Raw genomic sequence first — 26,412 nt, 5'->3', positions numbered from 1 at the left:
TCGGGGGCCCGGTGGCGTCTCCCGGCGCTACGGCCGCCCGAAGTGGGTCGGGTAGTAGCCCGAGTTGAGGGTCGAGACCCGGACGGTCCTGCCCGGCCGGGGCGCCTCGACGAACGTGCCGCCGCCCAGGTATATCCCCACGTGGTGGATCCCCGAGGCGCGGCCGCTGTCCGACCAGAACACCAGGTCGCCGCGGCGCAGCTGCCCCGCGCTGATCGGCGTGGTCGCCGCGTACTGGTCGTCGGCCACCCGCGGCAGGCTTATCCCCGCCCGCCGGTAGGCCTGCTGCACCAGTCCCGAGCAGTCGTAGCCGGACGGGCCGTTGCCGCCCCAGACGTACGGCTTGCCCAGCTGGGCGAGCGCGTAGTCGACGGCGGTCTCCTCGCTCTCGGAGGCCGGCGCGGTGTCCGCGGACGGACGGCTCACGGGCGGGGCGGGCGCCGGGGCCGAACCGCCGCCGGACTGACCGGTGCGGTTCAGGTAGACGTCGTAGTGGCTGGTCCAGCGCCACTCGCCGCTGCCGTTCTTGAACCAGTACTTCGACCCGTCCCAGCCCTGGCGCAGGCCGTAGGATGAGGCCGAACCGTTGGAGACGGCCTTGGCGCCCGAGGCGGTGGACCCGCCGGACCCACCGGACCCACCGGAGCCGCTCGAGCCGGTGGACCGGCCGGTGCGGCTCGCGTAGACGTCGTAGTGTCCGGTCCAGCGCCACTCGCCCGCACTGTTCTTGAACCAGTACTTCGACCCGTCCCAGCCCTGCTTCCCGGCCGCGGCGTGCGCGGACCCGGCACCGGCCGTCAGGCCGACCACGCCGGCGCCCGCCAGCACGGTGGTGGCCAGACAGGTGCTCCGCACGGCGCGGTGTATCCGGCTGCCGCCGGCCGCCGCGGCGCCGTGGGCGGTGCGCGGCCGGGGGGCGCAGTTCGGGCAGCCGCAGCCGGCGATCGCGGGGATGCTGCCGAGACGCTCCTCGAAGCCGATCAGGCCGGGATCCTCGTCGAGGCCGACCGAGCCGACCGTGACGGCGGGTTCGGCGTACGCGCCGGTGGCTATCCTCATGCGGGTCGTCCTTCCTTCCGCCCGGCACGGGCGGCCGGGGACGGTACCGAGGCGGCCACTCCGGCCGGGGCGACGAAGGCGACCAGCAGCTGTTCCATCAGCGCGCTGCGGGCGGCCTCGTCCAGTTCGTGCGCGGTGACGCGCTCCAGGCGCCGGACGGCGAGCGCCGCCGCCTCCACCGCGTCGTCCACCAGCACCGTCCGCAGGCCCGCGTCCAGGTCGGCCAGCCGGCGGCGGCGCATCGACTCGGCGACCTCCGGCGCGTAGTCCAGCGCCAGCGGCTGCACCGAGTACACCTCCAGGCCCGCGGGGGCGGCCTCGGCGGCCAGCGACCTGGTCAGCTCGTCGGCGAACCACTGCCCGTCGCGCAGCGCGGGCCCGGGCGCCGCGTTGCTGTCACAGGGCAGCATGGACGCGGTACGGGTGAGCACCGCCTGGATCTGCTCGCGCAGGTAGTCCTCGTGGTCCTCGATCGCCAGCAGCGCCCGCGCGGTGTCCTTGACCCGCCAGACGATCAGCAGCCGGACCACGATCGGCGTGCCGGTCCGGTCGACCGCCTTCACCGGCTCACTGCGCCAGTGCCGCAGCCGCACGTCCATCCGACGGCGGCGCAGCAGCGGGTTGACCCACACCAGACCGGTCCGGCGGACGGTGCCCCGGTAGCGGCCCCAGCGGGTCAGCACCCGGGTCTCGCCGCCCGCGTTGGCCAGCAGCCCGGCGAGCGCGACCACCACCAGCAGGCCGACCGCGCTGACCTCGGCGATCGACGTGGCATCCACGTCCGCCCGCCCGCTCGCCCGCGCGGCGGCGCCGCGCAGGTCGGGCAGCACGTCCCAGTGCGGGACGACGCCGGTGCGCAGCAGGAGGAACAGCATGCCGGCCAGCCCGAGCAGCACCACCAGCAGGGCGATCCAGCCGGGCAGCGTGGTGGCGCCGTGCTCGCGCACTGCCTGGTCGGCGCGCGGCGGGCGCCGGGAGGCGGTGGCGGAGCCGACCGCGGTGGCGTCCGGCAGCTCGACGGTCTCCGGGGTGGCCGCCGTCTCCAGCGGATCCCGCAGGTCCGCCGGGTCGGCGGACGACGGCGCGGGGACGACGGCCATCGGGGTGGTCGCCGGGCCGCCGTCGGCCGGGCCGACCGGTTTGGCGACCTTGGCCATCGTGACTGCCGTGACTCTGGCCAGCGGACTGGCACCGGAGGCGGAACGTTCCGGCAGCGCCGGCGGGAGCTTTTGGGGCAGGTTGTCGGGTCGCTGCGAAGAATCGCGGGTGACGTCCATGCACGGGTCCTCTGGGGTCGGTGTGTCGCGCAACGGGCGGCCCGGATCTGACGGGCAGTGCCAGGGTCAGGCTAAGTTCATACGTCATCAAATGCGACATTTGAGCCGAGGTGTGTCGACATTTACTGACGAATCGTCCAAAGCCGACCTGACGCGCAGGCACATGAACGGATGGTCGGGACAGTTCGGCGCAGGTCAGCGCCGTCGAGCACCAGGACCGTGGACGAACACCCGACGGGTGATCAGCCCGATCCCGGTGAGCACCAGCAGGATCCCGGCGAGCCCACCGCGCCAGCCGGAATCCCCGGACCGGCCCACCACGCTCTGCGGACCCTCCGGCAGAGGCAGCGGCCGGACCGCGGCCTCGGCGGAGTCCGCGGTTTCAGCGGCGGCTCCGGCGGCGGCTCCGGCCGGTCCGGTCGGCGACGGCCGGCTCATCACGGCGACGACGGCCGCCCGGGACGAACCGAGGGCAGAGGTCGGGCTCGGGGTCGGAGAGGCAGTCGCGGCGCTCGCAGCGGTCGGGACGGGGGACACCGACGGAACCACCGGCGCAACGGGTGCCCCCGGCGCAACGGACGGGCTCGGAGCCGGAGCCGGCCTCGGCGAAGACACCGTCGAACCCACCGCACTCGGACTCGGCTTCGCGGTGCCCGACGAAACCGCCGATGGGCCGGACACCACCGGGCTCGCCGCAGCCGACGGGGCGACCCGCGGCGGCACGGGGATCGGCAGCACCCCCGGCGGGACCGGCACCGGCACCTCGGGCGCCACCGCAACGGATGGGCTCGGACTCGCCGCGGCCGAAACCGCAGCCGAAGCCGAAGCCGAAGCCACGGTCGTGCTCGACGCGACCGGCGCCGACGCCGTCGGGCCGGGGGTCGTCGGACCCGGCACCGACGGGCTGGGCGAGCCCGACACCGCCGCAGTCGGCGCCACCGCCGCAGCGGTGACCCGCACGCGCACCGGGTCCGCCGAGGTCCCGTTCCCCGCCAGGTCCGTGGCCGTGACGGTCAGCCACTGCTCGCCGTCCGTCAGGTCCCGGTTGGCGGTGCAGGTCCAGCTGCCGTCGATGGCCGCCGTCGCCCCGCAGAGCACGGTCCGCTGGTCCGAGCTCGTGCTCGACCCGGCCGTGACCAGCACGTTCGAGCCCGGTTCGGCCCGTCCGGCGAGCGTGGGGCGGCTGACCCGCAGGGTCGCTCCCGGGGCCGGCGCGTTGAGCACCGGCCGGTCCGGCGGAACGGTGTCGACCACCAGCGTGGCCGGCTGCCCGGCCGTCCGGTTCCCCGCCGCGTCGACCGCGACCGGGGTGAGCTGGTGCTTTCCCTCCGTCAGGTCCTCGACCGGCAGGCAGGACCACTGGCCGTCCCTCCGCACCGCCGTGCTGCACAGCTCGCCACCCGTAGGGCGGTCGGTCACCGAGACGGTGCTGCCCGCGTCGCCGGTGCCGGTGACCGGCAGCCCGGGGTCATTGGTGTAGGCCGGGAGGGTGAGTGCGGGGGCGGTCGGCGGCGCGGTCTTCACGGTGACCTTGACCGGCTCGCCGCGCAGCACCACGCCGCCGCTGGTGGTCTCGACCGGTGTGAGGCTGTGCGGGCCGGCGGGCAGCGCCGCGGCGGGGCGACAGGACCAGTCGCCGCCACGCCCGACCTTGGCCTTGCAGAGCGCGGCGTCGCCCTCCCGGATCTCGACCGTGGCGCCGGCCACCGCGCCCTCGCCGCTGACCTCCGGGCGGGCGTCGGCGAGGACGGTGCCGTCGACGGGCTCGGCGATCTCCGGCCGGGCGGCTCCGACGGTCAGCTTGATCCGCTGGTCGGAGACCTGTCCGGAGTCGGCGAACCCGCCGGAGGGGACGAGTTGGCTGGTGTCGCGGCCGATCCGCAGCCGGGCCCAGGTCTCGCCGGAGGCGGCGCCGGGTGGGACGGTCCATTCCAGGGTCGCGGTGTCGGCGCCGGGCAGGACCTCGGTCTGCACCCGCCCGGCGGGCTCGAACCGTCCGGTGTGCCCGAAGTCGATCCAGCCGGCCAGGGTGGCGGGCTGGTCGCCGACCGCGACCGGGACGGTCAGCCGGTAGTAGCGGCCGATCGCGGCCTCGGCGGGGAAGCTGATCGACGGGTCGGCGCCCCGGTACTCGCCGCGGCCGGGCTGGAGCTTGGGCGGCGGCGGGCCGGCGAAGGGGCTGCGCAGGGAGGCGCCGTGGTCGAGCCGGACCAACGGCTCGTCGTCCGCGGCCTCGGCGGAGCGGTTCCGGGCGCGCCGCGACGGGTTGGCGGCGTCGGCGCCGAGGAAGAGGTCGGAGACCACGTGCGAGGCGTTGCCGTAAGCCTGCGGCGCGGTGCCGAGGTCCTCGTCGACGGTGACGGTGTAGGCCTGGCGCAGGACGGGTGGGGCGGTGGCGCTGCCGGCCCGGGCGGTGGAGCGCTGCTCGATCCGGAACAGTGCGGTGCGGAAGGTCCCGGCGAGCTCCAGCGAGCCCTCGGCGGCGGAGCCGGGCGCGCCGTCGGAGGCGCCGTCGCGGCCCGCGGGGGCGAGGGTGGTGCCGTCGACCGTCCAGCCGGGCCAGTCGGTGCGGCTGACCAGGGTGGGGGCGGTGGGCGAGCCGCCGGTGAGGGTCAGCCGGGTCGCGGTGCCGGTGGTGCCGGATTTCCCGGTGGCGACGGCGGCGAGCCCGCTGAGGTGCAGCCGGGGATTGCGGACGGGCCGGGAGAAAGTCAGCCGGAGCGTTCCCGCCGTGCTCCAGGAACCGTCCGTCTGCGGACCGCTGGGGGTGAGCTCGAAGGTCTGCGCGGGGCTTCCGGGGTGCATTCCGTCCGAATAGCGGGCGGCGGAATGACCCCCGGCGGATCGGTCCGCCAATTCTCCCGATCCGGCGGTGACCGCCACCCCGGGAGAGGCATCGAAATCGATCCGGACGGAAAGTCCGGAGGGCAGCACCGCCCGGTGGTCCCCCGACCAGGAGTCAGGGGACTGCTGGGCCACCGAGAGCGGAGCGTTCCAGCCGGTCAGCAGTCCGGCCGTGAGGACGGCCAGGGCGGCAGCGGTGCGGGGGAACTGTCGGCTCATCCGGCTCTCCTTCGCGGTCGGCTGCCGAGGACGGGCAGTCTGGGCACAAGATCCGACAAAAAGGAATCACGGATCCCGGACCGGTCATCCTGCGACACCTGCGCTTTCGACCGTGTCCCACCCGTTTGGCGGCCGTCCGGGCGGCCGGACGGGACCTGCCCGAAACCGCCGCATTCCATCCGGTAGGCGGTAATCGGCACACCCGCACGGACGTAGCAACGGGAAATCCCGGCTAATTCAGCGGACCCCAGCGGCCGGGACCTGACCATTCATCGGAGAAATCTGTCCGACCGGCCCGCCCGCCCGCCGGGCGGAGTCTGGCCGGGCACGCCCCCGTCGGCGCGGCGAGCGGGCCGAGGGCCGGGAAACGAGAGAAGCCCCCGGCCGGTGGCCGGGGGCTTCTCGCTGGTGCGCTCAGCAGGATTCGAACCTGCAACCTCTTGATCCGTAGTCAAGTGCTCTATCCGTTGAGCTATGAGCGCAAGGAACGGGCGAACCCGATCTTGCGGAGTTTGGTGCGCTCAGCAGGATTCGAACCTGCAACCTCTTGATCCGTAGTCAAGTGCTCTATCCGTTGAGCTATGAGCGCTCGCCCTGGTGAACGTTGCCTCCGGGGCGTTGCGGGGACAACATTACATGACCTGCGACGTGGGGCGAAATCGATTGGCCCGGGGCCCGCTCCGGGCCTGCTCCCGGCCTGCTCCCGGCCTGCTCCGGGCCTGGTCCCGGCCCGCACCGGGGAGGGCCGGGGACCGGCACGGACCCGGCCCGCCCTGCCCCGGGAACGCGAAGAGCCCCCGCCGACGAGATCGTCGACGGGGGCTCCCGACTGGCGGAGGCTGAGGGATTTGAACCCTCGATCAGGAATAACCCCGAAACCGCATTAGCAGTGCGGCGCCATAGACCGGACTAGGCGAAGCCTCCCCACATGGAGCACACCCGCGCGAAGCGGACCCGTTCCGTGTGTCGATGATGATGCCACAACCCTGGGGTTCGGCACCAACCACCGCCAACGTTACTAGGCGGGTCGTCCCCGCCGCAAAGAAGAATGAGATACTGCCGTATCCGGAGGAGCTGCCCCGAGCCGAGGAGACCTGTCGACGTGAGCAGCAGGCCGATCCGAGGCGCTGCTCGCCTCGCCGCCATACTCGACGCCCTGCCCGACGCGTTGCTGCTGGTGAACAGCAACGGCACCGTCGTGGACGCCAACAACGCGGCGGTCCACGCCTTGCAGGCGCCGGGCACCTCCCTGGTCGGCATGGGCGTGCTGGGCCTGCTCCCCGAGTTCGACCCCAGCCGGATCCCCGGCTCGATGCGCCCGGCCACCCGCGACGGCGACGCCCTCGAGCGCCCGGTCCGGATGACCGCGCACCGCACCGACGGCACCACCTTCCCGGTCGAGGTCTCCGGCAACGACTTCGCCGACGACAACGACACCAGCCGCGGCTACGCGCTCTCCCCGCTCGTCCCCTACGACCCGTACCGCGAGGGCTCCCGCTCGCCGTCCTCCTCCGACCTGCTCCTGCTGCTGGTCCGCGACCTCTCCGGCCGGCTCGGCGTCGAGGCGGAGCTGCGCCGCCAGCACAAGCAGACCGAGATGATCCTGCGCGCCGCCGCCGAGGGCGTGCTCGGGGTGGACCTCGAAGGCCGCTGCGTGCTGGTCAACCCGGCCGCCGCGCACATCCTGGAGTACCGGGCGAGCGAGCTGGGCGGGCGCGAGCTGCACCCGCTGATCCAGCACTCCCGGGCCGACGGCAGCCCGCTGGCGCTGGAGGAGTCCGCGCTGCTGGACACCCTGACCTCCGGGCGCAAGCACCGGGTGCGCGGCACCGTGCTGTGGCGCAAGGACGGCCGTCCGGTCACCGTCGACCTCACCACCGCCCCGGTCCGGGACGGCGACCAGCTGGTCGGCGCGGTGATGACCTTCACCGACCGCAGCCGCGAACTCGCCCTGATCGCCCGCAACGAGCACCTCACCGCCGTCCTGGAGAACGAACTGGGCGGCGCGCTGAACGCGCTGAACCAGCGGCTGGACGCACTCGCCGCCGACCCGGCCGGGCAGCTCTGGCCGGAGGCCAACTGGACGCTGCGCCGGCTCGCCGACGAGTGCCGCCGCTTCGGGAAGCTGATCGACGGGGTCCTCGACCACCAGCGCAGCGAGGCCGGCGAGAGCGGCACGGCGGAGGCCAAGGACGGCACGGACACCAAGGACGGCGGGGACGGCCGGGACGCCAAGGACGGCAAGGGCCGGCGGAAGGCCGCCGCACGGGTGCCGGTCGCCCTGGACACGGTGGTCCGCCTGGCCGTCGAGGAGGCCGGCGAGCTGGTAGGCCCGGGCCGGGTGCGGTTCTCGGTGCACGCCGCCGCGGTCGAGGTGATCGCCGACGAACGGCGGCTCGCCCAGGCGCTGGCCCACCTGGTCGCCGACGTCAGCGGCGTCCGCCTCGCGCTGGACGCCCCCACCACCCCCTCCCCCGGGCTGGCCGTGCCCGGTCTGGTCGGCGGCGCGGCGCCCGCGCTGCCACCCGCCCCCGAGCCGCCGACCGTCGTCCTGGCCGCCGCCCAGCGCGGCGAGGTCGCCCGGGTCGAGATCCGCGGCCCCGGCGTCGGCGGCAGCCCCGTCCACCTGCCGATAGCCCGCGCGGTGGTCGAGCGGCACGGCGGCGTGCTCCAGCCACACGAGCTGCCCGGCAAGGCCGGCACCACGTACGTCGTCGAACTGCCGCTGGACCCGGTCGCCGCGAAGGCCGCCGCCGAACGCGCCGCCGCCGAGGGCCGCTCCGACCGGCCCAAGGAGAGCGACAGCGCCGTCCTGCCCGAGCTGCCGGGCATCCCGCAGCTGCCCAGCAGCAGCGCGGCCGCCGAGCCCGCCGAGCAGCCGGGCCGCACGGCCCCGGAGGCCGAGCAGGCACCCGCCGAGGAGCCCCCGGCCACCGAACGGCGCGGCCGGCGCGGCCGACCGGCCGCCGAGACCCCGGCGCACCCCACGAACCTCGCGCCCGACGCCGCCGCCGACCAGTGGCCGAACGCCCCCGCCCGGGTCGAGCGGGCCGTCCCCGAGCAGTGGAACGGCACCGGCAACGACCCGGCGTACGGCCGTCAGGGCCTGGCCGGCCCCGACGGCGTGCAGAGCGACCCGTGGGGCAAGGACGACGGCCGCTCCGGCCCCGCCTACGCCGTGCCCGTCGAGGGCGAGCGGGCGCCGCAGAACCGGTCCGGCGGGCGCGAGCCGCTCGCGCTCGGCCCGGCCCCCGCCGACACCCCGGCCGCCGACGGCACCCCGCCGGGCGGCACCCCGACCGACGGGGCCACCCCGGAGGAGACCGCGGGCGGGCCCAAGCCCCGCCGGCGCCGCGCCCTGCCCTCCGCCGACGACTCCTCCGGCGGCTTCGCACTGCCCGGGGCGACCGACACTCCGGTGTACCCCGGCCTGGAGCACGCCCTGCCGGCCGGCCCCGCGCCCGTGCCCGCGCCGCCCGAGCCGGCCTCCGCGCCGACCGGCCGCCGCCGTCGGCTGGCCGTCCCGCCGGGGCCCGGCCCGGACGCGCCGGTGGGCGCCCCCGGTTCGGCCGTGTCCCCCGTGCCTTCCGATCCGTCCGGTCTGCCCGCTCCGACGGGTCCGTCCGGTCCGTCCGGCCAGGACGCGGGTGCCCCCGGCACCGCGCTGGAGCCCGCCCGGCCCGCGCTGCCCGCCGCCGAGGACCCGTCGGGCCCGCGCCCGGTCGGCACCGGCCTGGGCGAGCTCGCCCCGCCGCGGCCGCTCGGCAACGCGCCGATGCCCGCCGTCCCGCAGCCGTCCGTCCCGCACCAGTCCGTCCCGGCCGAGGCCCGGACCGCCCCGCGCCCGATGGCCCAGCTCCCGGCCGGCGACGCCCGGCCCGCCGACGAGCAGCCGCCGGCCGCCGGTGGCGAACTGGCCAACACCCGTCGGCTGCTGGTCTGGCCGGAGCCGGACCCGGCGACCAAGCAGGCCCTCCAGGCGCGCGGCTACCTCCCGGTGATCGTCAGCTCCCGCGAGGAGGTCGACGCCCAGGTCTCCGGCTTCCCCGCCGCCCTCTTCGTCGACCCGCTGACCGGCCCGATCACCCGCACCGCACTGCAGTCGCTGCGCACCGCGGCGCTCAACCGCCGCGTCCCGGTGCTGGTCACCGCCGGTCTCGGCCAGGCCACCCGGGACGCCGCGTACGGCGCCGACCCGGCCGTACTGCTGCGCGCCCTCGCGCCGCGCGACGGCGAGCACCACGCCCCGCGGGTGCTGCTGGTCGAGGGCGACCCGGACATCGCCGCCGCCATGATCAGCAGCCTGGAGCGGCGCGGCATGCACGTCGAGCACGCGGTGGACGAGAACGACGCCGTGGCCCGGGCCAGCAGCGTGCAGCCCAACCTGGTGGTGATGGACCTGCTGCAGATCCGCCGCCGCCGGGTCGGCCTGCTGGACTGGCTGCGCGCCAACGACCGGCTGCACCGCACCCCGCTGGTGGTCTACACCTCGATGGGCCTCGACCCGCGCGAACTGCCCCGGCTGCGCACCGGCGAGACGGTGCTGTTCCTCGCCGAGCGCTCGACCAGCGAGGACGTCCAGGGCCGGATCGTGGACCTGCTCGGCCGGATCGGCGCGATGGGCGAGGCGGGCGTCGCCGCCGCAGGCTGAGGAACGCCGAGACACCGGGACACGCCCCGAACGCGTGGAAGGGCCGGCCGCCCCCGTTCCGTACGGGGGCGGCCGGCCTCTTCCGTCCCGGCGGCTACTCCTTGCCGAGCACCGTGACGTCCAGCTCCTCCGCCGCGTAGGCGGCCCGGATCACCTTCTTGTCGAACTTGCCGACCGAGGTCTTCGGCACCGACTCCACGATCGACCAGCGCTCCGGCAGCTGCCAGGAGGCGATCCGCTCGGCCAGGAAGGCCCGCAGCTCCCTCAGCCCGGCGGTCGCGCCCGGGCGCAGCACCACGGTGGCCAGCGGGCGCTCGCCCCACTTCTCGTCCGGGACGGCGACCACGGCGGCCTCGGCCACCTCGGGGTGCGCCATCAGCTGGTTCTCCAGGTCGACCGAGGAGATCCACTCGCCGCCGGACTTGATGACGTCCTTGGCCCGGTCGGTGAGGGTCAGGTAGCCGTCGGCGGTGATGGTGCCGATGTCGCCGGTGCGCAGCCAGCCGTCCTCGGAGAACTTGTCGTCCGGGCGGACCGGGTCCTGCCCGGCGCCGCCGTAGTACGCCCCGGCGATCCACGGGCCACGCACCTCCAGCTCGCCCGCCGAGACGCCGTCGTGCGGCATCCGCTCGCCGCCCGGGCCGATCAGCCGGGCCTCGACGGAGGCCGGGAAGATGCCCTGGGTGATCCGGTACGGCCACTCCTCCTCAGGGGTGAGGCCGCCCGGCGGCTGGGCGAAGGATCCGAGCGGGGAGGTCTCGGTCATGCCCCAGGCGTGGATGACGGGGATGCCGTGGCGCTCCTGGAAGCCCTGCATCAGCGACGGCGGGCAGGCGCTGCCGCCGATGACCACCATGCGCAGGCTGGAGGTGTCGTAGTCGCCCGCGTCGAGCTCGTCCAGCAGGCCGCTCCAGATGGTGGGGACGGCGGCGCTGACGGTGGGGCGGATGGCGGCGATCATCTCGGCCATCGGCTTGGGCTGGAGGAAACGATCCGGCATCAGCAGATTGGCGCCGGACATGAAGGCGGCGTGCGGGATGCCCCAGGCGTTCACGTGGAACATCGGGACCACCGGCAGCGCGGTGTCGCGCGGGGTGAAGGCGAAGTTGTCGCCGGTGTTGACCTGCAGGCAGTGCAGGTAGACCGAGCGGTGACTGTAGAGCACGCCCTTCGGGTCGCCGGTGGTGCCGGAGGTGTAGCAGAGCACCGCGGCCTGCCGCTCGTCGATGTCGCTCCGCCACGGGAACGCGGTGGGGCGGCCGGCGATCAGCTCCTCGTACTCGTGCACGCCGCCCGCGAAGCCGGCCAGCAGCGAACGGTCACCGGGACCGCTCACCACGATGTGCCTGAGCGTGGGCGCGAGGTCCGGCAGGACGGCGGCGAGCAGCGGGAGGACCGTGCCGTTGACGATGATCACGCGGTCGGCGGCGTGGTTGATGATGAACGACAACTGCTGGGCGGGCAGCCGCAGGTTGAGCGTGTGCAGCACGGACCCCATCGCGGGAACGGCGAGGTACGCCTCCAGGTGGTCGGCGTTGTTCCACATCAGCGTGGCTACGCGGTCGTCCCCGGCCACCCCGAGCTCGTCGCGCAGCGCGCACGCGAGCTGCGCGGCACGGGCGCCCACCTCGGCGTACGTGCGGACGACCGGTCCGGAGCCGTCCCAGGTGGTGACGGTCGAGCGGCCGTGGATCGTGGACCCGTGCTCCAGGATTCGGGCGACGGTGAGCGGTACGTCCTGCATCGTGCTGAACACGGGTCCTCCTTGACCTGGCGGCACTGACGGCAGCGCCTGCGGCACCTACCGGGCGGTAATGCGCGCGGACATGCCCGATTTTGCCGCCCGCAGCACCCGATGTCAGCATTCCGGCCCCGTTGCGAGGATCACGAAGTCGCGGCCACCCACCCCCGTCGGACGGAGGGTCAGTGCTGTTCGCGGCGGCAGAGGCGCAGGGAGTTCGCGGGGTCGGGGGTGTAGGCGGGATCCAGGGTCCAGCCGTCCTCGGCGGCGATGCGCAGGGCCTGGTGGGCGCCGGCCCCGCGGTAGGTGGCGCGGTGGAGCTGGACGCGGCGGAGGAAGGTGCCGTCGGGGGCGGTGACCCGGCGGTAGCTGTCGGCGGTGCGGCCGAGTTCCCGCTTGGTGTCGCGTTCGAGGATGCGGCGGATGTGGCGGTCCCAGGCGGCGGGGCTGTCGGTGAACTCGGCCCGGAAGGCGCGCGGGCCGACCGTCCAGCGGGCGCCCCAGCGCTCCCAGTAGTCGGGCTCGGGGCGGTTCATCCAGAAGGTGGCCAGGCCGTACACCGGGACGTAGACGATCTGGAGCAGGAAGACGAACGGCAGCAGCAGCGCGGAGCGGGTCGGCTGCGGGCCCCACGGGGTGCCGGGGGCGGCGGGCGGGTCCTGCGGGGACGGGGCGTTCAGGCCGGTCGGGGCGGGGAAGCCGCGGACCAGCCGGACCTGCTCGACGTCGGTACCGGACGGCACCCCGCGCCAGCCGTACCGCTCGGCCAGCCGGACCACGCCGTCCGCGCCGAGGCCCCGGTAGAGGCGCACGGCCAGCCGGACCGACACCTCCCGGCCGAGGTCGGCCTGCACCTCGCCGCCGCCGGCCGCGTGGTTGGCCTCGGCGGCGGCGATCCGGCGCGCCAGGAGCGGGGTGACGTAGCGCTCCCAGTGCTCCGGACGGCCGGTGAGCTCGGCCCGCAGGCGACGCGGCGGGAGGAAGCTGCGATTGACCCTCAGCCAGCCGTCGGAGCTGGGGCCGCCCCCGTTGTAGTCCGCGAGGATCAGGACGGCGAAGAGCAGCACCAGACCGACGATCCAGAGCGGGGCGTAGATCCACTGCAGCACGAACTGGATCAGCACGCCGAGACGGTTGCGGCGCGGCACCGGGCCGGGGAAGCCGCCGGGCTGCGGGGCGGCGTCGAAGTGCGGTGTCGATCCGAACTGTGGCGCGGGGTAAGGCGGTTGGGCAACAGCCGGGGGCTGCGGGGCGTACGACTGAGGCGGGTACGGCTGTGCCGGGTGCGACTGCGGCGGGTACGACTGCGGCGGGTACGACTGCGGCGGGACGGGCTGGGCGTACGGGTTCTGTCCGTACGGCGCCGGCTGCCCGTACGGGTTCTGCGGCGGCACCGCGCCGTAGCCGCCGGCGGTGCCGTGACCCGCCGCGCCGTCGCGCCGGTTCGCGCCGCCGTGTCCGTGGTCGTTCGCCATTGCGCCCCCCTGTGCCGGATCGGGGGCCACCCTACCGGCGGGGGTCTCAGCCGGCGGTCGGACCGTCCACCTCGTTGCGGTCGATGGTGAGGGTGACGCCGCCGTAGGTCTCGGCGACGTTGCCGCGGTACTGGTGAACGCGCTGGTGGAGGCTCCACAGCCCGGGGTCGACGGCGCCGGAGCCTGCCGTGTCGGCGTGGTCGTCCCAGCGGGCGTACCAGAGGGCGTCGGGCAGCGGGGAGCTGCCGGCCCGGGCGGCGGCGACCAGGTCGGCGACCCCGGAGTCGAGGCTGGAGTAGAAGCCGGAGCGGTAGCCGGCGGAGTGCAGGGCCTGGGTCCAGCCGAGGGTGAAGTCGACCACGGCCTGTCCGCAGGCCGGGTCGCGCATCGGGTAGGCCTCGATGTCCAGGTAGACCGGGCTGCCCGCGCCGAACCCCAGCGAGCGCAGCGCGCGGACGGCCTCGCCCGCCTCGTCCCGGCCCTGCTGCGTGGCCTTCGCCGGGTCGATCCGCTTGGGCTTGCGACTCGGGTCGGCGCACGGCGCCTGCAGCCCGACGTGCACCGGCAGGAAGCGCCAGCCCATCGCGCGCACCTGGCGCACCCAATCGGCGGTGAGCCGGGGCTGGCCGCAGCCGCGCTGGGAGCCGCTGCTGTAGATGCCGACCACCCCGTACGGGGAGGCGGTGCGCCAGGTCCGCAGGGTGTCGACCGGGGGTGCGGTGCAGACGTCGAAGGCGGGGCCGCTCCAGCTCTCGCGGAACCGTGGCGGGACGCCCTTGTCGGGGAGGGTCGCGGCCCGGATGCGGGGGACGGCGACGGCGGCCGGGGCGACGGCTTCGGCACTCACGCCCGTCCCGTCGGTGGCCAGCAGGAGCACGAGGGAGGCGGCGAGGAGGGCCGCGGGCCGGAGATAGCGCACCCTGCCTTGGTACTGACGGACCATCGGATGAATGCGGCAGCCACGCCGCCACCCGCTCGCGGGTCCACCCTTTCGGGCGCACCCATCCGCATCCGTCCCGATTTTTGTAACGAGCTTGCCCGTTCATCACTCCTTACGGCAAACTCGCCGATATGCCCACCTCCCATACCAGCGAAACCCCCACCGCCTCGACGTCGGCCGTCGCCGTCGCCGAGGCCCTTGCCATGCCGCCCGCCCCCAAGGGCGAGCCTGCCGGCGAGCGGGGCAGCTGGCGACGAGGTGGGGCGTCCGGCTCCGCGGCGCCACCCGAGGTCCACCCCGGCCGATCCAGTGGCCGGTTCGGCAAGGTCCTGCGGCGCCCGGAGCGGATCCCGGCGCCGCTTCTCTGTCTGACCGCGATGTTCCTGGTGCAGACCGGCATCGCGCTGTCCAAGCCGCTCTTCGGCCCGCTCGGGGTCAGCGGCACGACCTTCCTGCGGCTCGGCTTCGCCGCCGTCATCCTGCTCGCCGTCACCCGCCCGAAGCTGCGCGACAAGCGCCCGCGCGACCTCGGCGCGGCCGCCCTGCTCGGCATGGCCTCGGCCGGGATGACCTGCCTGTTCGCCGGGGCGATCGACCGGCTGCCGATGGGCACCGCCGCGACCATCGAGTTCCTCGGCCCGCTCGCGGTCGCCCTGGTCTTCGCCCGGCGCGCCAGCCACCTGCTCTGGGCCCTGCTCGCGGCCGCCGGCGTGGTGCTGCTGACCCTGCTCGGCGAGGGCGACGGCGGCGGCTCGCTCGACCCGGTCGGCCTGCTGTACGCCTTCGGGGCAGCCGCCTGCTACGCCGCGTACATCCTGTTCACCGACAAGGTCGGCGCGGCCTTCCAGGGGTTCCAGGGGCTGGCGGTGTCGATGACGGTCGGCGCGCTGACGCTGGCGCCGCTCGGGCTCAGCGAGGCCTGGCACGGGCTGACCGCACCCGGCGCCTCGCCGCTGCTGCTGCTCGCCTCGGTGGCCGGGGTATCGCTGCTGCTGCCGGTGATCCCGTACGCGCTGGAGATGACCGCGCTGCGCCGGATGCCGCAGCGGGTGTTCAGCGTGCTGGTCAGCCTCGAGCCGGCGGTCAGCGCGCTGGTCGGCCTGGTGGTGCTGGGCCAACTGCTGGGCGCGCCGCAGCTGGCCGGAATCGGCTGCGTGGTGGCGGCCAGCGTGGGCGCCACGCTGACCGGCCGTCGCTGACCCGGCCCTCGCCGACCCGGGCGTTCGGGCGCCCGGCGGCCGGAGCGGGGTCCGAACGTCCTACGGCCAGAGCAGGGTGCGCGACCAGTCCGGGGAGCTGACCGGGCCGGTGCGGGTGTAGCGCAGCCGGACGTGCCGGCGCTGGGAGTCGCCCTGCCAGAACTCCACCTCGTGCGCCCACAGGGTGTAGACGGCGTGCCCGGGCGGAACGACGTCCGGGTGCGCCTCCAGCCGGCGCCGGGCGACGCCCACCGCCTCGTCGTACTCGACCAGCGAAGCCAGCGGCTCGCTCTGCCGACCGACCAGCGAGGAGGCCCGGGCGGCGGGCGAGCGGGTCGCGAACTCGGCGGCGGCGACCAGGTCGGCGGCCCGCTCGACGGTGCCGCGCACCCGCACCTGGCGGCCCAGCTGCGGCCAGTAGACGGTCAGCGCGGCGGCCGGGTGGTCGGCGAGCTGACGGCCCTTGGGGCTGTCGGCGGCGGCGGAGAAGTTCCAGCCGGTGCCGGCCGCGTCGACGTCGCGCAGCACCAGCACCCGGGCGTCCGGCATGCCGTCCGCGTCGACGGTGGAGAGGGTGAACGCCTGCGGGTCCAGCACCCCGGCGTCCAGGGCGGTGGCGAGCCATTCCACGAACAGCGGGCCGGGCGCGGCGGAGGCGGCCTCGTGGTCGAAGGACGGCAGCGGGCGGGCCATCGGCGGGCGACCGAGCAGCAACTCGGGGACGGACCTGGGCTCGGGCCGGCGCGCGCAGGCCGACTCGGCGGACGGCTCCGGGCGTGCCCCCGCCCCCGGCTCCGATGCGTGCCTCGCCTCGTCCGGGCCGCTCAGGCCCTCCTCCTCCGCCGCCATCGCGAGCCCTTCCTTCCGATTGCCGCGGTCGCCACCCCGGCCCGGGCCGTCCCTTTCAAGCCCTGGCGCGCGGTGTGCTGTCGGAGCGCAACCGTACCGCCGTGGGCCGACGGACCCGGGCGCGGGCCCTCGGTGGAGGGATCGCGGCCGGTCGGCGGGGACGGCGGTGGCAGCAGGGGCAGCGGGGCAGCGGGGAACGGCGCCGGACGCACTCGTGGGCGGTGCCGATGGCGGCGCCGCCCACAAGGCCGGTTTCGCGGTGACCCTTTCCGCTGGCCGGTCATGCGCTGTTCCCTTGGTGATGCGCGGTTTCCTCTGTTTGCTTGTTCCGGTGGTTCCGGTGTTCCGTTCCGCTTTCCCGAACCGGTCCGGTCCGAGCCCGTCCGCGAGCGATCAGCTCACCCGCGGCCACCCACCTCCGGCGCCCCCGCCCTCGGTGGTACTCGATGGGACTCGGTGCGGCCGTACGGTCAGGGGACGATCGGGGCGAAGATGACGTTGACGTTCTTGTTGCCCTGTCCGGCCAGGATGGCGCCCGCGTTGTCCTTCGCCGCGAGGGTGTTGTTCTGGTTCGAGGCGCCGGAGCCGGTGGCCGTCTGCTGCGTGGAGACGTAGTTGCCGTCGACCCCGCCGAACACGTTGCCGGTGCCGACGTTGGACACCACTCCGGCGTTGGAGCCGGCCGCGGCGCCCGCGCCGTTGTCGGCGGCGGCAACGCCGGCACCCGCCAGCAGCAGACCGGCCGCGAGCGGGCCGGCGAGCAGGACTCCGGCCCCCCGTCGGGTGTGCATGCGAGCCATGTAAGCCTCCAGAAATCTGTTCAGAGTGCAATGTCGAGCATGGTGTGCGGGGTTCGCCGGCCAGACGAACACCTGCGGGCTGCGACGCCGGAAGACAGACTTCCGCAACAAATCGACAAAGCACTAGCTCGACGGGAGGATTTCGCCCGTTCGCGTGATATCCATCCAGGCCGCGCATAACGACCTGAGAACCGGACGGCGCGCCGACACACCGCCAATGAGCTGGCCCTTCGCCCGGACGGCCGCTGGTTCGAGAGCGATCTGGAGCGGCGCTTCGACGCCCTGCGAACCACCGAGCGCACGACCCCGGCGCAGACGGGTCGCGAGCGCGCCCCCGAAAAAGTTCGATCACCCTTCCATGTCGACTTTTCAGCCATTCGCAGACCATCGGAAAGTCACACTGAAACGGCGTAGGGACCGGCGCCGTCGCGGGCGCGGGCGCCGTCGCGGGCGTGAGCCCGGGCCCGGGAAAGCTGCCGACGGGCGCCGTCGAAAATCAGACCATCTTGCCCGGGTTCAGGATTCCCAGTGGGTCGAAGACCGCCTTCAGCTGCCGGTGCAGGTCCAGCGCCACCGGGCCCAGCTCGCGGGCCAGCCAGTCCCGCTTGAGCAGCCCCACCCCGTGCTCCCCGGTGATCGTGCCGCCCAGCTCCAGCCCGAGCGCCATGATCTCGTCGAAGGAACGCTGGGCCCGTGCGGCCTGCCCCTCGTCCGCGGCGTCGAAGATCACGATCGGGTGGGTGTTGCCGTCCCCGGCATGACTGACCACCCCGATGGTCAGCCCGTGCCGCTCGGCGATCGCCGCGACCCCGTTCAGCATCTCGGCCAGCCGGGAACGCGGCACCGCCACATCGTCGATCATCGTCGTGCCCAAGCGGTCCATCGCGGGCAGCGCCAGCCGCCGGGCCGCCAGCAACAGATCGGACTCCGCCTCGTCCTCGGCCGGCACCACCTCGGTCGCCCCGGCCTCCCGGCACAACCGCGCGACCCGTGCCAGCTCGCCCACCCGGTCCGGTCCGTCGAACGCCACCAGCAGCAGCGCCTGGGTCGACTCGGGCAGCCCCATCCGCCCCAACTCGTTCACGGCCCGCACGGAGACCGCGTCCATCAGCTCCATCAGCGACGGAGTCAGGCCCCGCGCCATCACCTCGCAGACCGCCGCACCGGCCGCGTCCGCGCTCGGGAACTCCGCCGCCAGCGCCAGCTGTGGGGCCGGCGCGGGCCGCAGCGCCAGTACGGCCCGGACCACCACGCCGAGCGTCCCCTCCGAACCGACGAACAGCCGGGTCAGGTCGTACCCGGCCACGCCCTTGGCCGTCCGGCGACCGGTGGACAACAGCCGCCCGTCCGCCAGCACCACGTCCAGGCCGAGCACGTACTCACTGGTGACGCCGTACTTCACGCAGCAGAGACCGCCCGCACCGGTCCCGATGTTGCCGCCGATCGTGCAGGACTCCCAGCTGGACGGGTCCGGCGGGTACGACAGACCCAACTCCTCTGCGGCCCGCGAGAGTTCAGCGTTCACCACGCCGGGCTCGACCACCGCGATCCGGTTCACCGGGTCGATCTCCAGGATCCGGTTCAGCTTCACCAGCGACAGCACGACACAGCCGTCCACCGCGTTCGCCGCACCCGACAGCCCGGTCCGGGCGCCCTGCGGCACCACGGGCACCCGCAGCTCGGTCGCGGTGCGCATCACGTGCCGCACCTGCTCGACCGTCTCCGGGAACACCACCACGGCAGGGACGCCGGCCGCACAGAACCCCGCCATGTCGCGGCTGTACGCGGCGGTCACATCGGGGTCCACCACCACGGCCCCGGCCGGGAGGCCCTGCGCCAGTCGGTCCGTCAGATCACCCATCGCCGCCGCCTCCGCTCGCCGCCCGACCAGCCTCCACCTCCGCACTCTGCCCGCGTGCCGGTGGCGGGGCAAGTGGGCCCCGGGACGGGCGGGGAGGCCGCCCGGCGGCGGCGAGCGGAAGGGGCGGAGTTCAGGGGCCGTGTGGGGCGAGTGGGCCCCGGACAGGGCGCGGAGGGCGCCCGACGGGGGCGAGGAATCGGCGAGGGCCCGGGCGTGTGGGCGTCGCGGGGCGGGTGGGCAGGGCTCCCGCTGCGGGTCAGGCCCGGCGGAGGGTGGGGGTGGCCAGGGCGGTGAGGCCGGCGGTGGCGGTGGCGAGGGCGCAGAGGAGGGTGGGCAGGGCGGCGCCCGCCGCATCCGCGAGCAGGCCCAGCAGGGCGTCCGACAGCACCAGGGACACGCTCTGCACGAGCGTCAACAGGGCCTGTACACGGGAGAGATGGGAGGGCGGTGCGCCGGTCAGCACCAGCGGTCCGAGATGGCAGGCGAAGAGCCCCGAGCCGACGCCCGCCACCGTGCTGCCCGCCAACGCCGCCACCGGCCCCGCGGCGAGCGCCAGCAGCGCGATCCCCGCCGACGCCGTGCAGAGCCCGGCCGCCGCCCCGACACCCGCCCGGGCGAGCGCGCCCCGCCAGGCGACCAGGCCGGCCACGGTGAGCACCCCGGCCGCCTGTCCGCCGGTCACCAGGCCAGCCGTTCCCGCCGTCCAGCCGTGCGCCCTGGCGAGCAGCGGGCCGAGGAGCGACACCACCGGCAGCAGTGCCCCGGCGGCCGCGCCGGTGAGCAGCAGCGCGGCCCGCAGCGGCGGGTCGCGCAGGGCGAGCCGGACGCCGGACGCCGCCTCGCGCAGCAGGCCGGCCGGCGCGGCGGCCGGCGTCTCCTCCCGGGGCCGGACCCACAGCAGGACCAGCAGGACGACCCCGAAGCTCACCGCGTCCGCCACCGCCGCACCGGGCAACCCGCCGACAGCGACCAGCAGGCCGCCCAGCGGCGCCCCGAGCAGGACGGCGCTCTGCCCACCGGCCTGGCGCAGCGCGAGTGCCCGGGGCAGCCGCTCGTCCGGCACCAGCCGGCCGGGCATCGACCCGCTCGCCGGGAGGTAGAAGGCGTCGACGGTTCCGATCACGGCCGCCCCCGCGACCAGCAGCCACAGCGGCGTGCCCCGGCTGCCCGCGACGAGCGCGATGGCGGCGGTCGCGACCAGCATCACCGTGTCCCCGGCGAGCATCACGCGGCGGGCGCCGAACCGGTCCGCGACCGCACCGCCCAGCAGGACCAGTGCCGTCCGCGGCACGGTGATCGCGGTCAGGACGAGGCCGGCCGCCCCGCCGCCGTGCGCGGTGGCGGCCCAGCCGAGGGCGAAGTAGAGCGCGGCGTCGCCCAGCAGTCCGGCCTGGGTCCCGGCCAGCCAGAGCAGGTACGGCACGGGCAGCGGCGCCCGCGCGGCAGTGGCGGTGGCGGTGGCAGCGGCGGTACCGGCAGCGGGGGCGGTGGCGGTGGTCATGCCGGGCGACGCTAGGACCCTCGACCCGGTCGAGGGCAAGCGCGGTCTACCGGCGGACCACCGGCTCCTGGAGCTCGGTGACCCACCCGGCCTGGTCGTCCGGGCACTCCAGGTACAGCTCCCGGGCGTACCCGGCCGAGCGGTAGCCGTTCTCCTCGATGAAGCGGGCCAGTTCCTGGACGGTGCCGAGCACTGCGTCCATCGAGCCGCGGTGCACGATGGTCGCCGCCTCCCCGATCGGCGGCAGGTCGAGCACCTCGAAGTCGTGCGCGCCCGGCCGCACCGACGGCCCGACCGGGACGGCGACCAGGATCAGCACCGAGCCGTCACCCTCCGGCGCGTCCTCGTACCGGGCGACGGACGGGCCGGTCGCCTCGATCCCGGCCGCGGCCAGCCGTCGGCACAGCTCGTCGAACAGCGGGCCGATCACCGGCGTGATGTCCTCGGGCTCGTAACTCGCGGCCACACCGGCCAGTTGGGCCACCCGGACGGACGGCACCGGCTTCACCACGACATCGTGCGTGGACATGGTCCCCTCACTCTCGATCGTCCGGAGCCTCGCCTCCACCCGGGCCAGCCGCAGCTCGTCCGCCGCGATCGCCTCGGCGAGTTGGGCCCGCCGCAGCCGCAGCATCCCGCGCAGTTCGGCGGCGTCCACCTCGTCGTCCAGGACGGCCCGCACCTGCTGCAGCGTGAAGCCGAGCTCCTTGAGCGCGATCACCCGGTTGAGCCGGGCGAGTTGGGCCGCCTCGTACGAGCGGTAGCCGCTGACCGGGTCCACCCGGGCGGGCCGCAGCAGGCCGATCGCGTCGTAGTGGCGCAGCATCCGCACCGACACCCGGCCGTGGCTGGCGAAGTCTCCGATGTTCAACATGATGCGTCCACCCCATCGCCTCCCACGGTGTCAGGGTCAACCCCGACCGCCGGACCGCTCCCCGGAAACACCGAGAGCGGGTGCCGACTTGATGTCGGCACCCGCCCTGAGCAGGTGGTTCTCCTAACCAGCGGAGAGCGTGGGATTCGAACCCACGGTGACGGGTCACGCCACGACAGTTTTCAAGACTGTTCCCTTAGGCCGCTCGGGCAGCTCTCCAGGCGGAGGTCAGCCTAACGGGTCCCGCGGGGTTCGGCGCACACGGTTTCGCGGCGTCGCGGGTCAGCGGGCGGCGGTCACTGGTCGCCGTCGCGCTGGCCGAGGGTGACCTTGGTGGTGAGGGTCTGGCCGTTGCGGGTGTACTCGACGTCGACGGTCTCGCCGGGCTTGTGCGTCCAGATCCGGCTGACCAGGGCGGGGCCGTTCTCGATCGGCACGCCGCCGAGCTTGGTGATGACGTCGCCCGGCTTGAGGCCGGCCTTGTCGGCGGCGCCGCCGGGGGTGACGGCGGGCTGGCCCTGGATGTCCTTGGTCTGGATCTGCGCGCCGTCGCCCTTGTAGTCGTCGTTGCGCAGCACGTCGAGCTTGGCGTAGACCGGCTTGCCGGTCTTGATCAGGGTGTCCGCGACCCACTTGGCCTGGTTGATCGGGATGGCGAAGCCCAGGCCGATGCTGCCGGCCCGGCCGTTGGCGGAGGCGTTGGACTGGATCGCCGAGTTGATGCCGACCACGGCGCCGCCGGAGTCGAGCAGCGGGCCGCCGGAGTTGCCGGGGTTGATCGAGGCGTCGGTCTGCAGGGCGTTCATGTACGAGGCCTGCGAGCCGGTGTCGTCGCCGGAGGCGACCGGGCGGTCCTTGGCGCTGATGATGCCGCTGGTGACGGTGGACTCCAGGCCGTACGGCGCGCCGATCGCGACGGTGGCGTCGCCGACGTTGACCTTGTCGGAGTCGGCCAGCGGCAGCGGGGCCAGCTTGCTCTTCGGCGGGTTGTCGATCTTGACCACGGCGACGTCGTAGCCCTCGGCGTGGCCCAGCACCGAGGCGTTGTACGAGGTGCCGTCGGCGAACTTGACGGTCAGCTTGCCGCCGTTGAGGGTCGGCGCGACCACGTGGTTGTTGGTGAGGATGTGGCCCTCGGTGTCGAAGACGAAGCCGGTGCCGGTGCCGGACTCGCCGTTGCCCTGCGCCTTGATGGTGACGACGCTGGGCAGCGCCTTCTGCGCGATGGCGGCGATCGAGCCGGGGGAGGGCTCGTTCTTCTGGGTGTCGCTGGCCTGGACGGTGGTGCTGCGGTGGTCGTCCGCGGAGCTGCTGCTGTCGTTGCGGTCGGCCACGGTCACGCCGAGCGCGCCGCCGGCCACACCGGCGACCAGTGCGACGGCAGCGATCAGGGCGACCAGTGCGCCGCGCTTCTTGCGCGGGCCGCCGCCGTCCGGGCCGCCGGGGTAGTCGGCCGGGTAGCCGAGCGGGCCCGCCGGGCCGCCGGGGTAGCCCGCGCCGCCGGAGGTGGCGTCGTGGGTCGGGCCCCAGCCGCCGAGCGGCTGGCCCGCACCGAACGGGTGGTGGCCGTGCGCGGCGGGCGTGCCGGGGGCGGCCGGGGTACCGGGGGCGGCTGCGGCGGCGCCGTACGCGTCGTGCGCACCGGCGGCGGGGACGCCGTGGGTCGGGGTGGCGTACGGGTTGGCGGCCGGCGGCAGCGCCGGGGCCACGGGCGCTGCCGCCGGGGCCACGGGCGCGGCGGGCGGCAGGACCGGCGGCGGCGCGTCGATGTACCCGGTGGCCGGGTCGACGGCGTGCTCCTCGGCGACCGGCGCGGCGGGCGCCACCGGCGGGGCGGCTGCCTCGGGCGCGGCCGCCGGGGCCTCCGGCGCGGGGACCTTGGTGAAGGCGACGGTGGGCTTGTGCCCGCCCTCGGCCGGGACGGTCTCGGCCGTGCCGGCCTCGCCGGTGGCCGCCTCGGGTTCGGGCACCCGACGGAACGCCATGGTCGGCTTGTGCCCGCCGTCCGCCGGCGCCGCGTCCGCCGGGGCGGCCTCGGCGGTGGCCGCCTCCGGCTCGGGGACCCGGCGGAAGGCCATGGTCGACTGGTGCCCGCCCTGAGCGGGGCCTTCGGAAGCGGACTCAGCCGCCCCCTGGCCGGCGGGCTGCTCCCCCTGCGGCCCGGTGGGCCCAACCTCGCGCTCGGTGCTCACGGACGACCTCCATAGCTGGCAGAACCAAGGACCATAGTTTTTCGCACTGTCGATTCGATTGCCGTAAGGACCCCTCTGAAGAACTCATAAGAATCCTTAGCCGGTGCCGACGGCCGAGGGCTCCCCCCTCCCCGCCGGGCGTCCCGCGATGCGGACCGCGCACGCCCTGGCCTTGGGTGTTCACCCCTGTGCCGGTTAGCCTGTCGCTCCAAACTGACACGCGGGAGCTTGGACCGACCAGGCTGAGAGTGCGCATGTCGACCGTACGCCACGCGAGCGAGGCGGACGGTCGAGGGGGCGCTGACCGCCGGAACCTGTCCGGGTAATGCCGGCGTAGGGAGTATCGGCCATGCCGTCTGCTTCGTCATCCTCTTCTTCGGACGCTGCCGCGTCCAAGGATTTCCCCGAGTCCACCGCTGCGGCGACCACTGCCGCGGCCACCACGGCGACCGCCGTGCGGGACCGTTCCGAGCGCGTCGAGGCGCCGCTGGTCCTGGACACCGAGCCGCCGCGCACGCTGCGCTTCCGGGACCACTTCGCGCTCTGGATGAACCTGGGCGTCAGCCTGATCGGCTTCTCGACCGCCGCCACCGTGCTCGGCGCCCCCGGCAGCGAGCTGTCGCTGGCCGCCGCGGTGACCGCGATCGTGGTCGGTACGGCGGTCGGCACCGCGATGCTCGGCGTGGCCGCGCTGATCGGCGCCCGGACCGGCGCCCCCGCGATGGCGAACCTGCGCGGGCTGTTCGGCACCCGGCTGTCGTACCTGCCGACGGTGCTGAACATCGTGCAGTGCGTCGGCTGGGGCGTGTTCGAGCTGCTGACGATCTCGGCGGGCGCCCAGACCGTCGCCCACACCACCGGCTACCGCTGGCTGTTCGTGCTGCTCGCGGGCGCCCTGACGACCGCGCTGACCATCTGGCCGCTGGGCTCGATCGCGGTGCTGCGCCGCTTCGTGGCCGGGGCGGTCGCCGTCGCGATGGTGTACTTCACGGTCCAGCTGGGCCGCCAGGGCGTGCCGGACCCGGGCGCCGGCAACTGGCACGGCTTCCTGGGCGCGACCGACGCGATGATCGCGGTGTCGATCTCCTTCGTCCCGCTGGCCGCCGACTACACCCGGCACTCGCGCACCCCGCGCTCGGCGTTCTGGGGCAGCTTCTCCGGCTACACGATCGCCCAGGTCTGGTGCTACGTGCTCGGCCTGATGGCGCTGCTGCAGTCCGGTGGCGACCCGAACAAGCTCTTCGACTCCTTCCTCGGCGTCTGGGCCGGCTGGCTGTTCCTGCTGGTGCTGGTGCTGCGCGAGACGGACCAGTCGTTCGCCAACGTGTACTCGACCGCGATGTCGGTGCAGAACCTGCTGCCGCGGGTGGACCGCCGGGTGCTGAGCGGCGTGATCGGCGTGCTGACCACCGTGCTGGCGCTGCAGATCGACCAGTTCACCGACACCTACTACAGCTTCCTCGGCCTGATCGGCTCGGTGTTCGTGCCGCTGCTGGCGGTGCTGGCGGTGGACTTCTTCCTCGGCGCCGGGCGCCGCGGCTGGAACCTCTCCGAGGACGCGCCCGCCCGCTGGACGATGCTGCTGCCGTGGGTGCTGGGCTTCGCCGTCTACCAGTTCATCGCGCCGACCAAGGTCGCCGACTGGTGGACGAACTTCTGGACCTCCGCCCAGGAGGCCCTGCACTTCACCCCGCAGGAGTGGACGTCGGCCTCGCTGTTCGCCTTCCTGGTGCCGGCCCTGGCCACCTGGGCGCTCGCCCCGCTCTCCCGCCGCACCGCGCGCTGACGCCGGGCGCCGGGTACCCGAACCCGGCACCCGGCACCCGGCACCCGGCACCCCGGAGACGGCCCCACAGGTTGGGGCCGTCTTCGCCTCCGCGTTACCTCCGCCGCCTATCGTTGGCCCTGTGACCAGCCCAGACCTGTCCTCGCCGGAGGCGCGCACCGCGCCGTCCGTCCAGGTGATCGCCCACCGCGGTTCCTCCCACGCCCTGCCCGAACACACCCTCGCGGCCTACCGGCGCGCGCTCGACGAGGGCGCGGACGCGGTGGAGTGCGACGTCCGGGTGACGGCCGACGGCCACCTGGTCTGCGTGCACGACCGGCGGATCGGCCGGGTGTCCAACGGCCGCGGCACCGTCTCGGCGATGACGCTCGCCGAGCTGCAGTCGTACGACTTCGGGGCCTGGAAGACCGGCCGCCCCAGCACCGACCCGGAGCTGCGCGGCGTGCTGCCGCTGGAGCGTCTGCTGGAGCTGGTGGTGGACTGCGGCCGCCCGGTGGACCTGGCGATCGAGACCAAGCACCCGGTGCGCTTCCGCGGCCTGGTGGAGGCCGAGCTGCTGCGGATGCTGGAGCGGTTCAAGATCGGCGCGGCCCGGGAGGGCGACCGCCCGTCCGCCCGGATCATGAGCTTCTCGTCGATCGCGCTGAACCGGGTGGCCGCCGCCGCGCCGGAGTACCGGCGGGTGTTCCTGTTCGAGCGGACGCTGCCGCTGCTCGGCAAGCTGCGCGAGGGTGCGCCGCTGCCGGGCGGGGCGCGGATCGCCGGGCCGGGCATCGAGCTGGTGCGGGCCCGTCCGCAGCTGGTGACCCGGCTGCGGGAGCTGGGGCACGAGGTGCACGTGTGGACGGTGGACGAACCGGCCGACGTCGAACTCTGCCTGGAACTCGGCGTTTCCGCGATCATCACCAACCGGCCCGCCGAGGTGCTGGCGCAGCTCGGCCGGTGACCGGACGGTGATCCGCCGACGTACCGACGGCCGCACCGACGGCCGTACCGACGGCCGTACCGGTGCGCACTGATCACTCTGGTCGGCAGTCAAACCTTCCTCGCACGATATTGCCGGAAATTCTTGCCCTCGGACGACAGAGGGTGAGCATGGAATGACCTCATGTCGACCCTCGGTCGCCACGCTCGAAATGGGCTC

16 protein-coding genes, 4 tRNA genes and 1 riboswitch are annotated in these 26,412 nt (G+C 74.5%); of the genes, 4 read left to right on the top strand and 16 right to left on the bottom strand.

The genetic code is table 11. The features are described from left to right. Window positions 1-27 precede the first annotated feature (27 nt). The 6 genes from ACZ52J_RS26655 to ACZ52J_RS26630 form a co-directional block, all read right to left on the bottom strand. On the bottom strand, window positions 28-1,059 hold the full coding sequence (locus ACZ52J_RS26655; RefSeq protein ID WP_360496502.1) for a C40 family peptidase: 1,032 nt from the start codon (window positions 1,057-1,059) through the stop codon (window positions 28-30). Beyond that, window positions 1,056-2,216, bottom strand: coding sequence for an SPFH domain-containing protein (locus ACZ52J_RS26650; protein ID WP_465622313.1), 1,161 nt, complete (start codon window positions 2,214-2,216; stop codon window positions 1,056-1,058). Before ACZ52J_RS26650 ends, ACZ52J_RS26655 begins: the two co-directional genes overlap by 4 nt. A 315-nt stretch (window positions 2,217-2,531) precedes the next feature. After that, complete coding sequence (locus ACZ52J_RS26645) at window positions 2,532-5,399, bottom strand: Ig-like domain-containing protein (RefSeq protein WP_465622311.1); 2,868 nt, start codon at window positions 5,397-5,399, stop codon at window positions 2,532-2,534. 406 nt (window positions 5,400-5,805) lie between these two features. After that, a tRNA-Arg gene (locus ACZ52J_RS26640) sits at window positions 5,806-5,881 on the bottom strand. A 31-nt stretch (window positions 5,882-5,912) separates the two neighbouring features. Continuing rightward, window positions 5,913-5,988: transfer RNA gene (locus tag ACZ52J_RS26635), tRNA-Arg, on the bottom strand. A 241-nt stretch (window positions 5,989-6,229) separates the two neighbouring features. Continuing rightward, window positions 6,230-6,323: transfer RNA gene (locus ACZ52J_RS26630), tRNA-Ser, on the bottom strand. Between the two features lie 178 nt (window positions 6,324-6,501). Between ACZ52J_RS26630 and ACZ52J_RS26625 the strand changes: the two genes are divergently transcribed. Further along, a complete protein-coding gene (locus ACZ52J_RS26625; RefSeq protein ID WP_465622310.1) occupies window positions 6,502-10,050 on the top strand; it encodes a hybrid sensor histidine kinase/response regulator in 3,549 nt (1,182 codons plus the stop codon). A gap of 94 nt (window positions 10,051-10,144) precedes the next feature. Here ACZ52J_RS26625 and ACZ52J_RS26620 read toward each other — a convergent pair whose 3' ends face one another. The 3 genes from ACZ52J_RS26620 to ACZ52J_RS26610 all read right to left on the bottom strand — a co-directional run bounded on the left by ACZ52J_RS26620 (window position 10,145) and on the right by ACZ52J_RS26610 (window position 14,185). Beyond that, a complete protein-coding gene (locus ACZ52J_RS26620; RefSeq protein WP_465622309.1) occupies window positions 10,145-11,806 on the bottom strand; it encodes a long-chain fatty acid--CoA ligase in 1,662 nt (553 codons plus the stop codon). Between the two features lie 167 nt (window positions 11,807-11,973). Beyond that, window positions 11,974-13,266, bottom strand: coding sequence for a hypothetical protein (locus tag ACZ52J_RS26615; protein WP_465622307.1), 1,293 nt, complete (start codon window positions 13,264-13,266; stop codon window positions 11,974-11,976). A 46-nt stretch (window positions 13,267-13,312) separates the two neighbouring features. Continuing rightward, on the bottom strand, window positions 13,313-14,185 hold the full coding sequence (locus ACZ52J_RS26610; RefSeq protein WP_465622303.1) for a DUF1906 domain-containing protein: 873 nt from the start codon (window positions 14,183-14,185) through the stop codon (window positions 13,313-13,315). A gap of 152 nt (window positions 14,186-14,337) precedes the next feature. Between ACZ52J_RS26610 and ACZ52J_RS26605 the strand changes: the two genes are divergently transcribed. Continuing rightward, window positions 14,338-15,405, top strand: coding sequence for an EamA family transporter (locus tag ACZ52J_RS26605; RefSeq protein ID WP_465622302.1), 1,068 nt, complete (start codon window positions 14,338-14,340; stop codon window positions 15,403-15,405). A gap of 60 nt (window positions 15,406-15,465) precedes the next feature. Here the strand turns inward: ACZ52J_RS26605 and ACZ52J_RS26600 are convergent, their stop codons facing one another. From ACZ52J_RS26600 to ACZ52J_RS26570, 7 genes are all read right to left on the bottom strand, one after another. Further along, on the bottom strand, window positions 15,466-16,254 hold the full coding sequence (locus ACZ52J_RS26600; RefSeq protein WP_465622300.1) for a pyridoxine/pyridoxamine 5'-phosphate oxidase: 789 nt from the start codon (window positions 16,252-16,254) through the stop codon (window positions 15,466-15,468). 470 nt (window positions 16,255-16,724) lie between these two features. Further along, entirely contained in the window at window positions 16,725-17,054 is a 330-nt protein-coding gene (locus ACZ52J_RS26595; RefSeq protein WP_465622299.1) for a hypothetical protein, read from the bottom strand. Between the two features lie 496 nt (window positions 17,055-17,550). Further along, window positions 17,551-18,915: an FAD-binding oxidoreductase gene (locus ACZ52J_RS26590; protein WP_465622298.1), complete on the bottom strand. Its 1,365-nt coding sequence runs from the start codon at window positions 18,913-18,915 to the stop codon at window positions 17,551-17,553. A gap of 256 nt (window positions 18,916-19,171) precedes the next feature. Further along, window positions 19,172-20,416: an MFS transporter gene (locus tag ACZ52J_RS26585; protein ID WP_465622296.1), complete on the bottom strand. Its 1,245-nt coding sequence runs from the start codon at window positions 20,414-20,416 to the stop codon at window positions 19,172-19,174. 46 nt (window positions 20,417-20,462) lie between these two features. Continuing rightward, window positions 20,463-21,290, bottom strand: coding sequence for a MerR family transcriptional regulator (locus ACZ52J_RS26580; protein WP_465622295.1), 828 nt, complete (start codon window positions 21,288-21,290; stop codon window positions 20,463-20,465). A 131-nt stretch (window positions 21,291-21,421) separates the two neighbouring features. Next, window positions 21,422-21,509: transfer RNA gene (locus ACZ52J_RS26575), tRNA-Ser, on the bottom strand. Between the two features lie 77 nt (window positions 21,510-21,586). Then, entirely contained in the window at window positions 21,587-23,482 is a 1,896-nt protein-coding gene (locus ACZ52J_RS26570; protein WP_465622294.1) for a S1C family serine protease, read from the bottom strand. Between the two features lie 210 nt (window positions 23,483-23,692). Further along, window positions 23,693-23,839: riboswitch (TPP riboswitch) on the top strand. Here ACZ52J_RS26570 and ACZ52J_RS26565 point away from each other — a divergent pair. Both ACZ52J_RS26565 and ACZ52J_RS26560 read left to right on the top strand, forming a co-directional pair. Beyond that, on the top strand, window positions 23,832-25,268 hold the full coding sequence (locus tag ACZ52J_RS26565; protein ID WP_465622292.1) for a purine-cytosine permease family protein: 1,437 nt from the start codon (window positions 23,832-23,834) through the stop codon (window positions 25,266-25,268). (Overlaps the previous riboswitch by 8 nt.) 121 nt (window positions 25,269-25,389) lie before the next feature. Further along, window positions 25,390-26,214 (top strand): glycerophosphodiester phosphodiesterase family protein, encoded by an 825-nt coding sequence (locus ACZ52J_RS26560; protein WP_360496547.1) that lies wholly within the window; start codon window positions 25,390-25,392, stop codon window positions 26,212-26,214. The last annotated feature ends 198 nt before the right edge of the window (window positions 26,215-26,412 follow it).

The organism is Kitasatospora sp. NPDC034035, from assembly GCF_055575755.1.
This window is presented reverse-complemented; position numbering and strand designations above follow the sequence as displayed.

Excerpts from the sequence above, each read along its gene's own strand:
- ACZ52J_RS26655 (WP_360496502.1), bottom strand. The coding sequence starts at position 1,059 with ATGAGGATAGCCACCGGCGCGTACGCCGAACCCGCCGTCACGGTCGGC.
- ACZ52J_RS26650 (WP_465622313.1), bottom strand. The coding sequence starts at position 2,216 with ATGGCCAAGGTCGCCAAACCGGTCGGCCCGGCCGACGGCGGCCCGGCG.
- ACZ52J_RS26645 (WP_465622311.1), bottom strand. The coding sequence starts at position 5,399 with ATGAGCCGACAGTTCCCCCGCACCGCTGCCGCCCTGGCCGTCCTCACG.
- ACZ52J_RS26615 (WP_465622307.1), bottom strand. The coding sequence starts at position 13,266 with ATGGCGAACGACCACGGACACGGCGGCGCGAACCGGCGCGACGGCGCG.
- ACZ52J_RS26605 (WP_465622302.1), top strand. The coding sequence starts at position 14,338 with ATGCCCACCTCCCATACCAGCGAAACCCCCACCGCCTCGACGTCGGCC.
- ACZ52J_RS26600 (WP_465622300.1), bottom strand. The coding sequence starts at position 16,254 with ATGGCGGCGGAGGAGGAGGGCCTGAGCGGCCCGGACGAGGCGAGGCAC.
- ACZ52J_RS26595 (WP_465622299.1), bottom strand. The coding sequence starts at position 17,054 with ATGGCTCGCATGCACACCCGACGGGGGGCCGGAGTCCTGCTCGCCGGC.
- ACZ52J_RS26590 (WP_465622298.1), bottom strand. The coding sequence starts at position 18,915 with ATGGGTGATCTGACGGACCGACTGGCGCAGGGCCTCCCGGCCGGGGCC.
- ACZ52J_RS26585 (WP_465622296.1), bottom strand. The coding sequence starts at position 20,416 with ATGACCACCGCCACCGCCCCCGCTGCCGGTACCGCCGCTGCCACCGCC.
- ACZ52J_RS26580 (WP_465622295.1), bottom strand. The coding sequence starts at position 21,290 with ATGTTGAACATCGGAGACTTCGCCAGCCACGGCCGGGTGTCGGTGCGG.
- ACZ52J_RS26565 (WP_465622292.1), top strand. The coding sequence starts at position 23,832 with ATGCCGTCTGCTTCGTCATCCTCTTCTTCGGACGCTGCCGCGTCCAAG.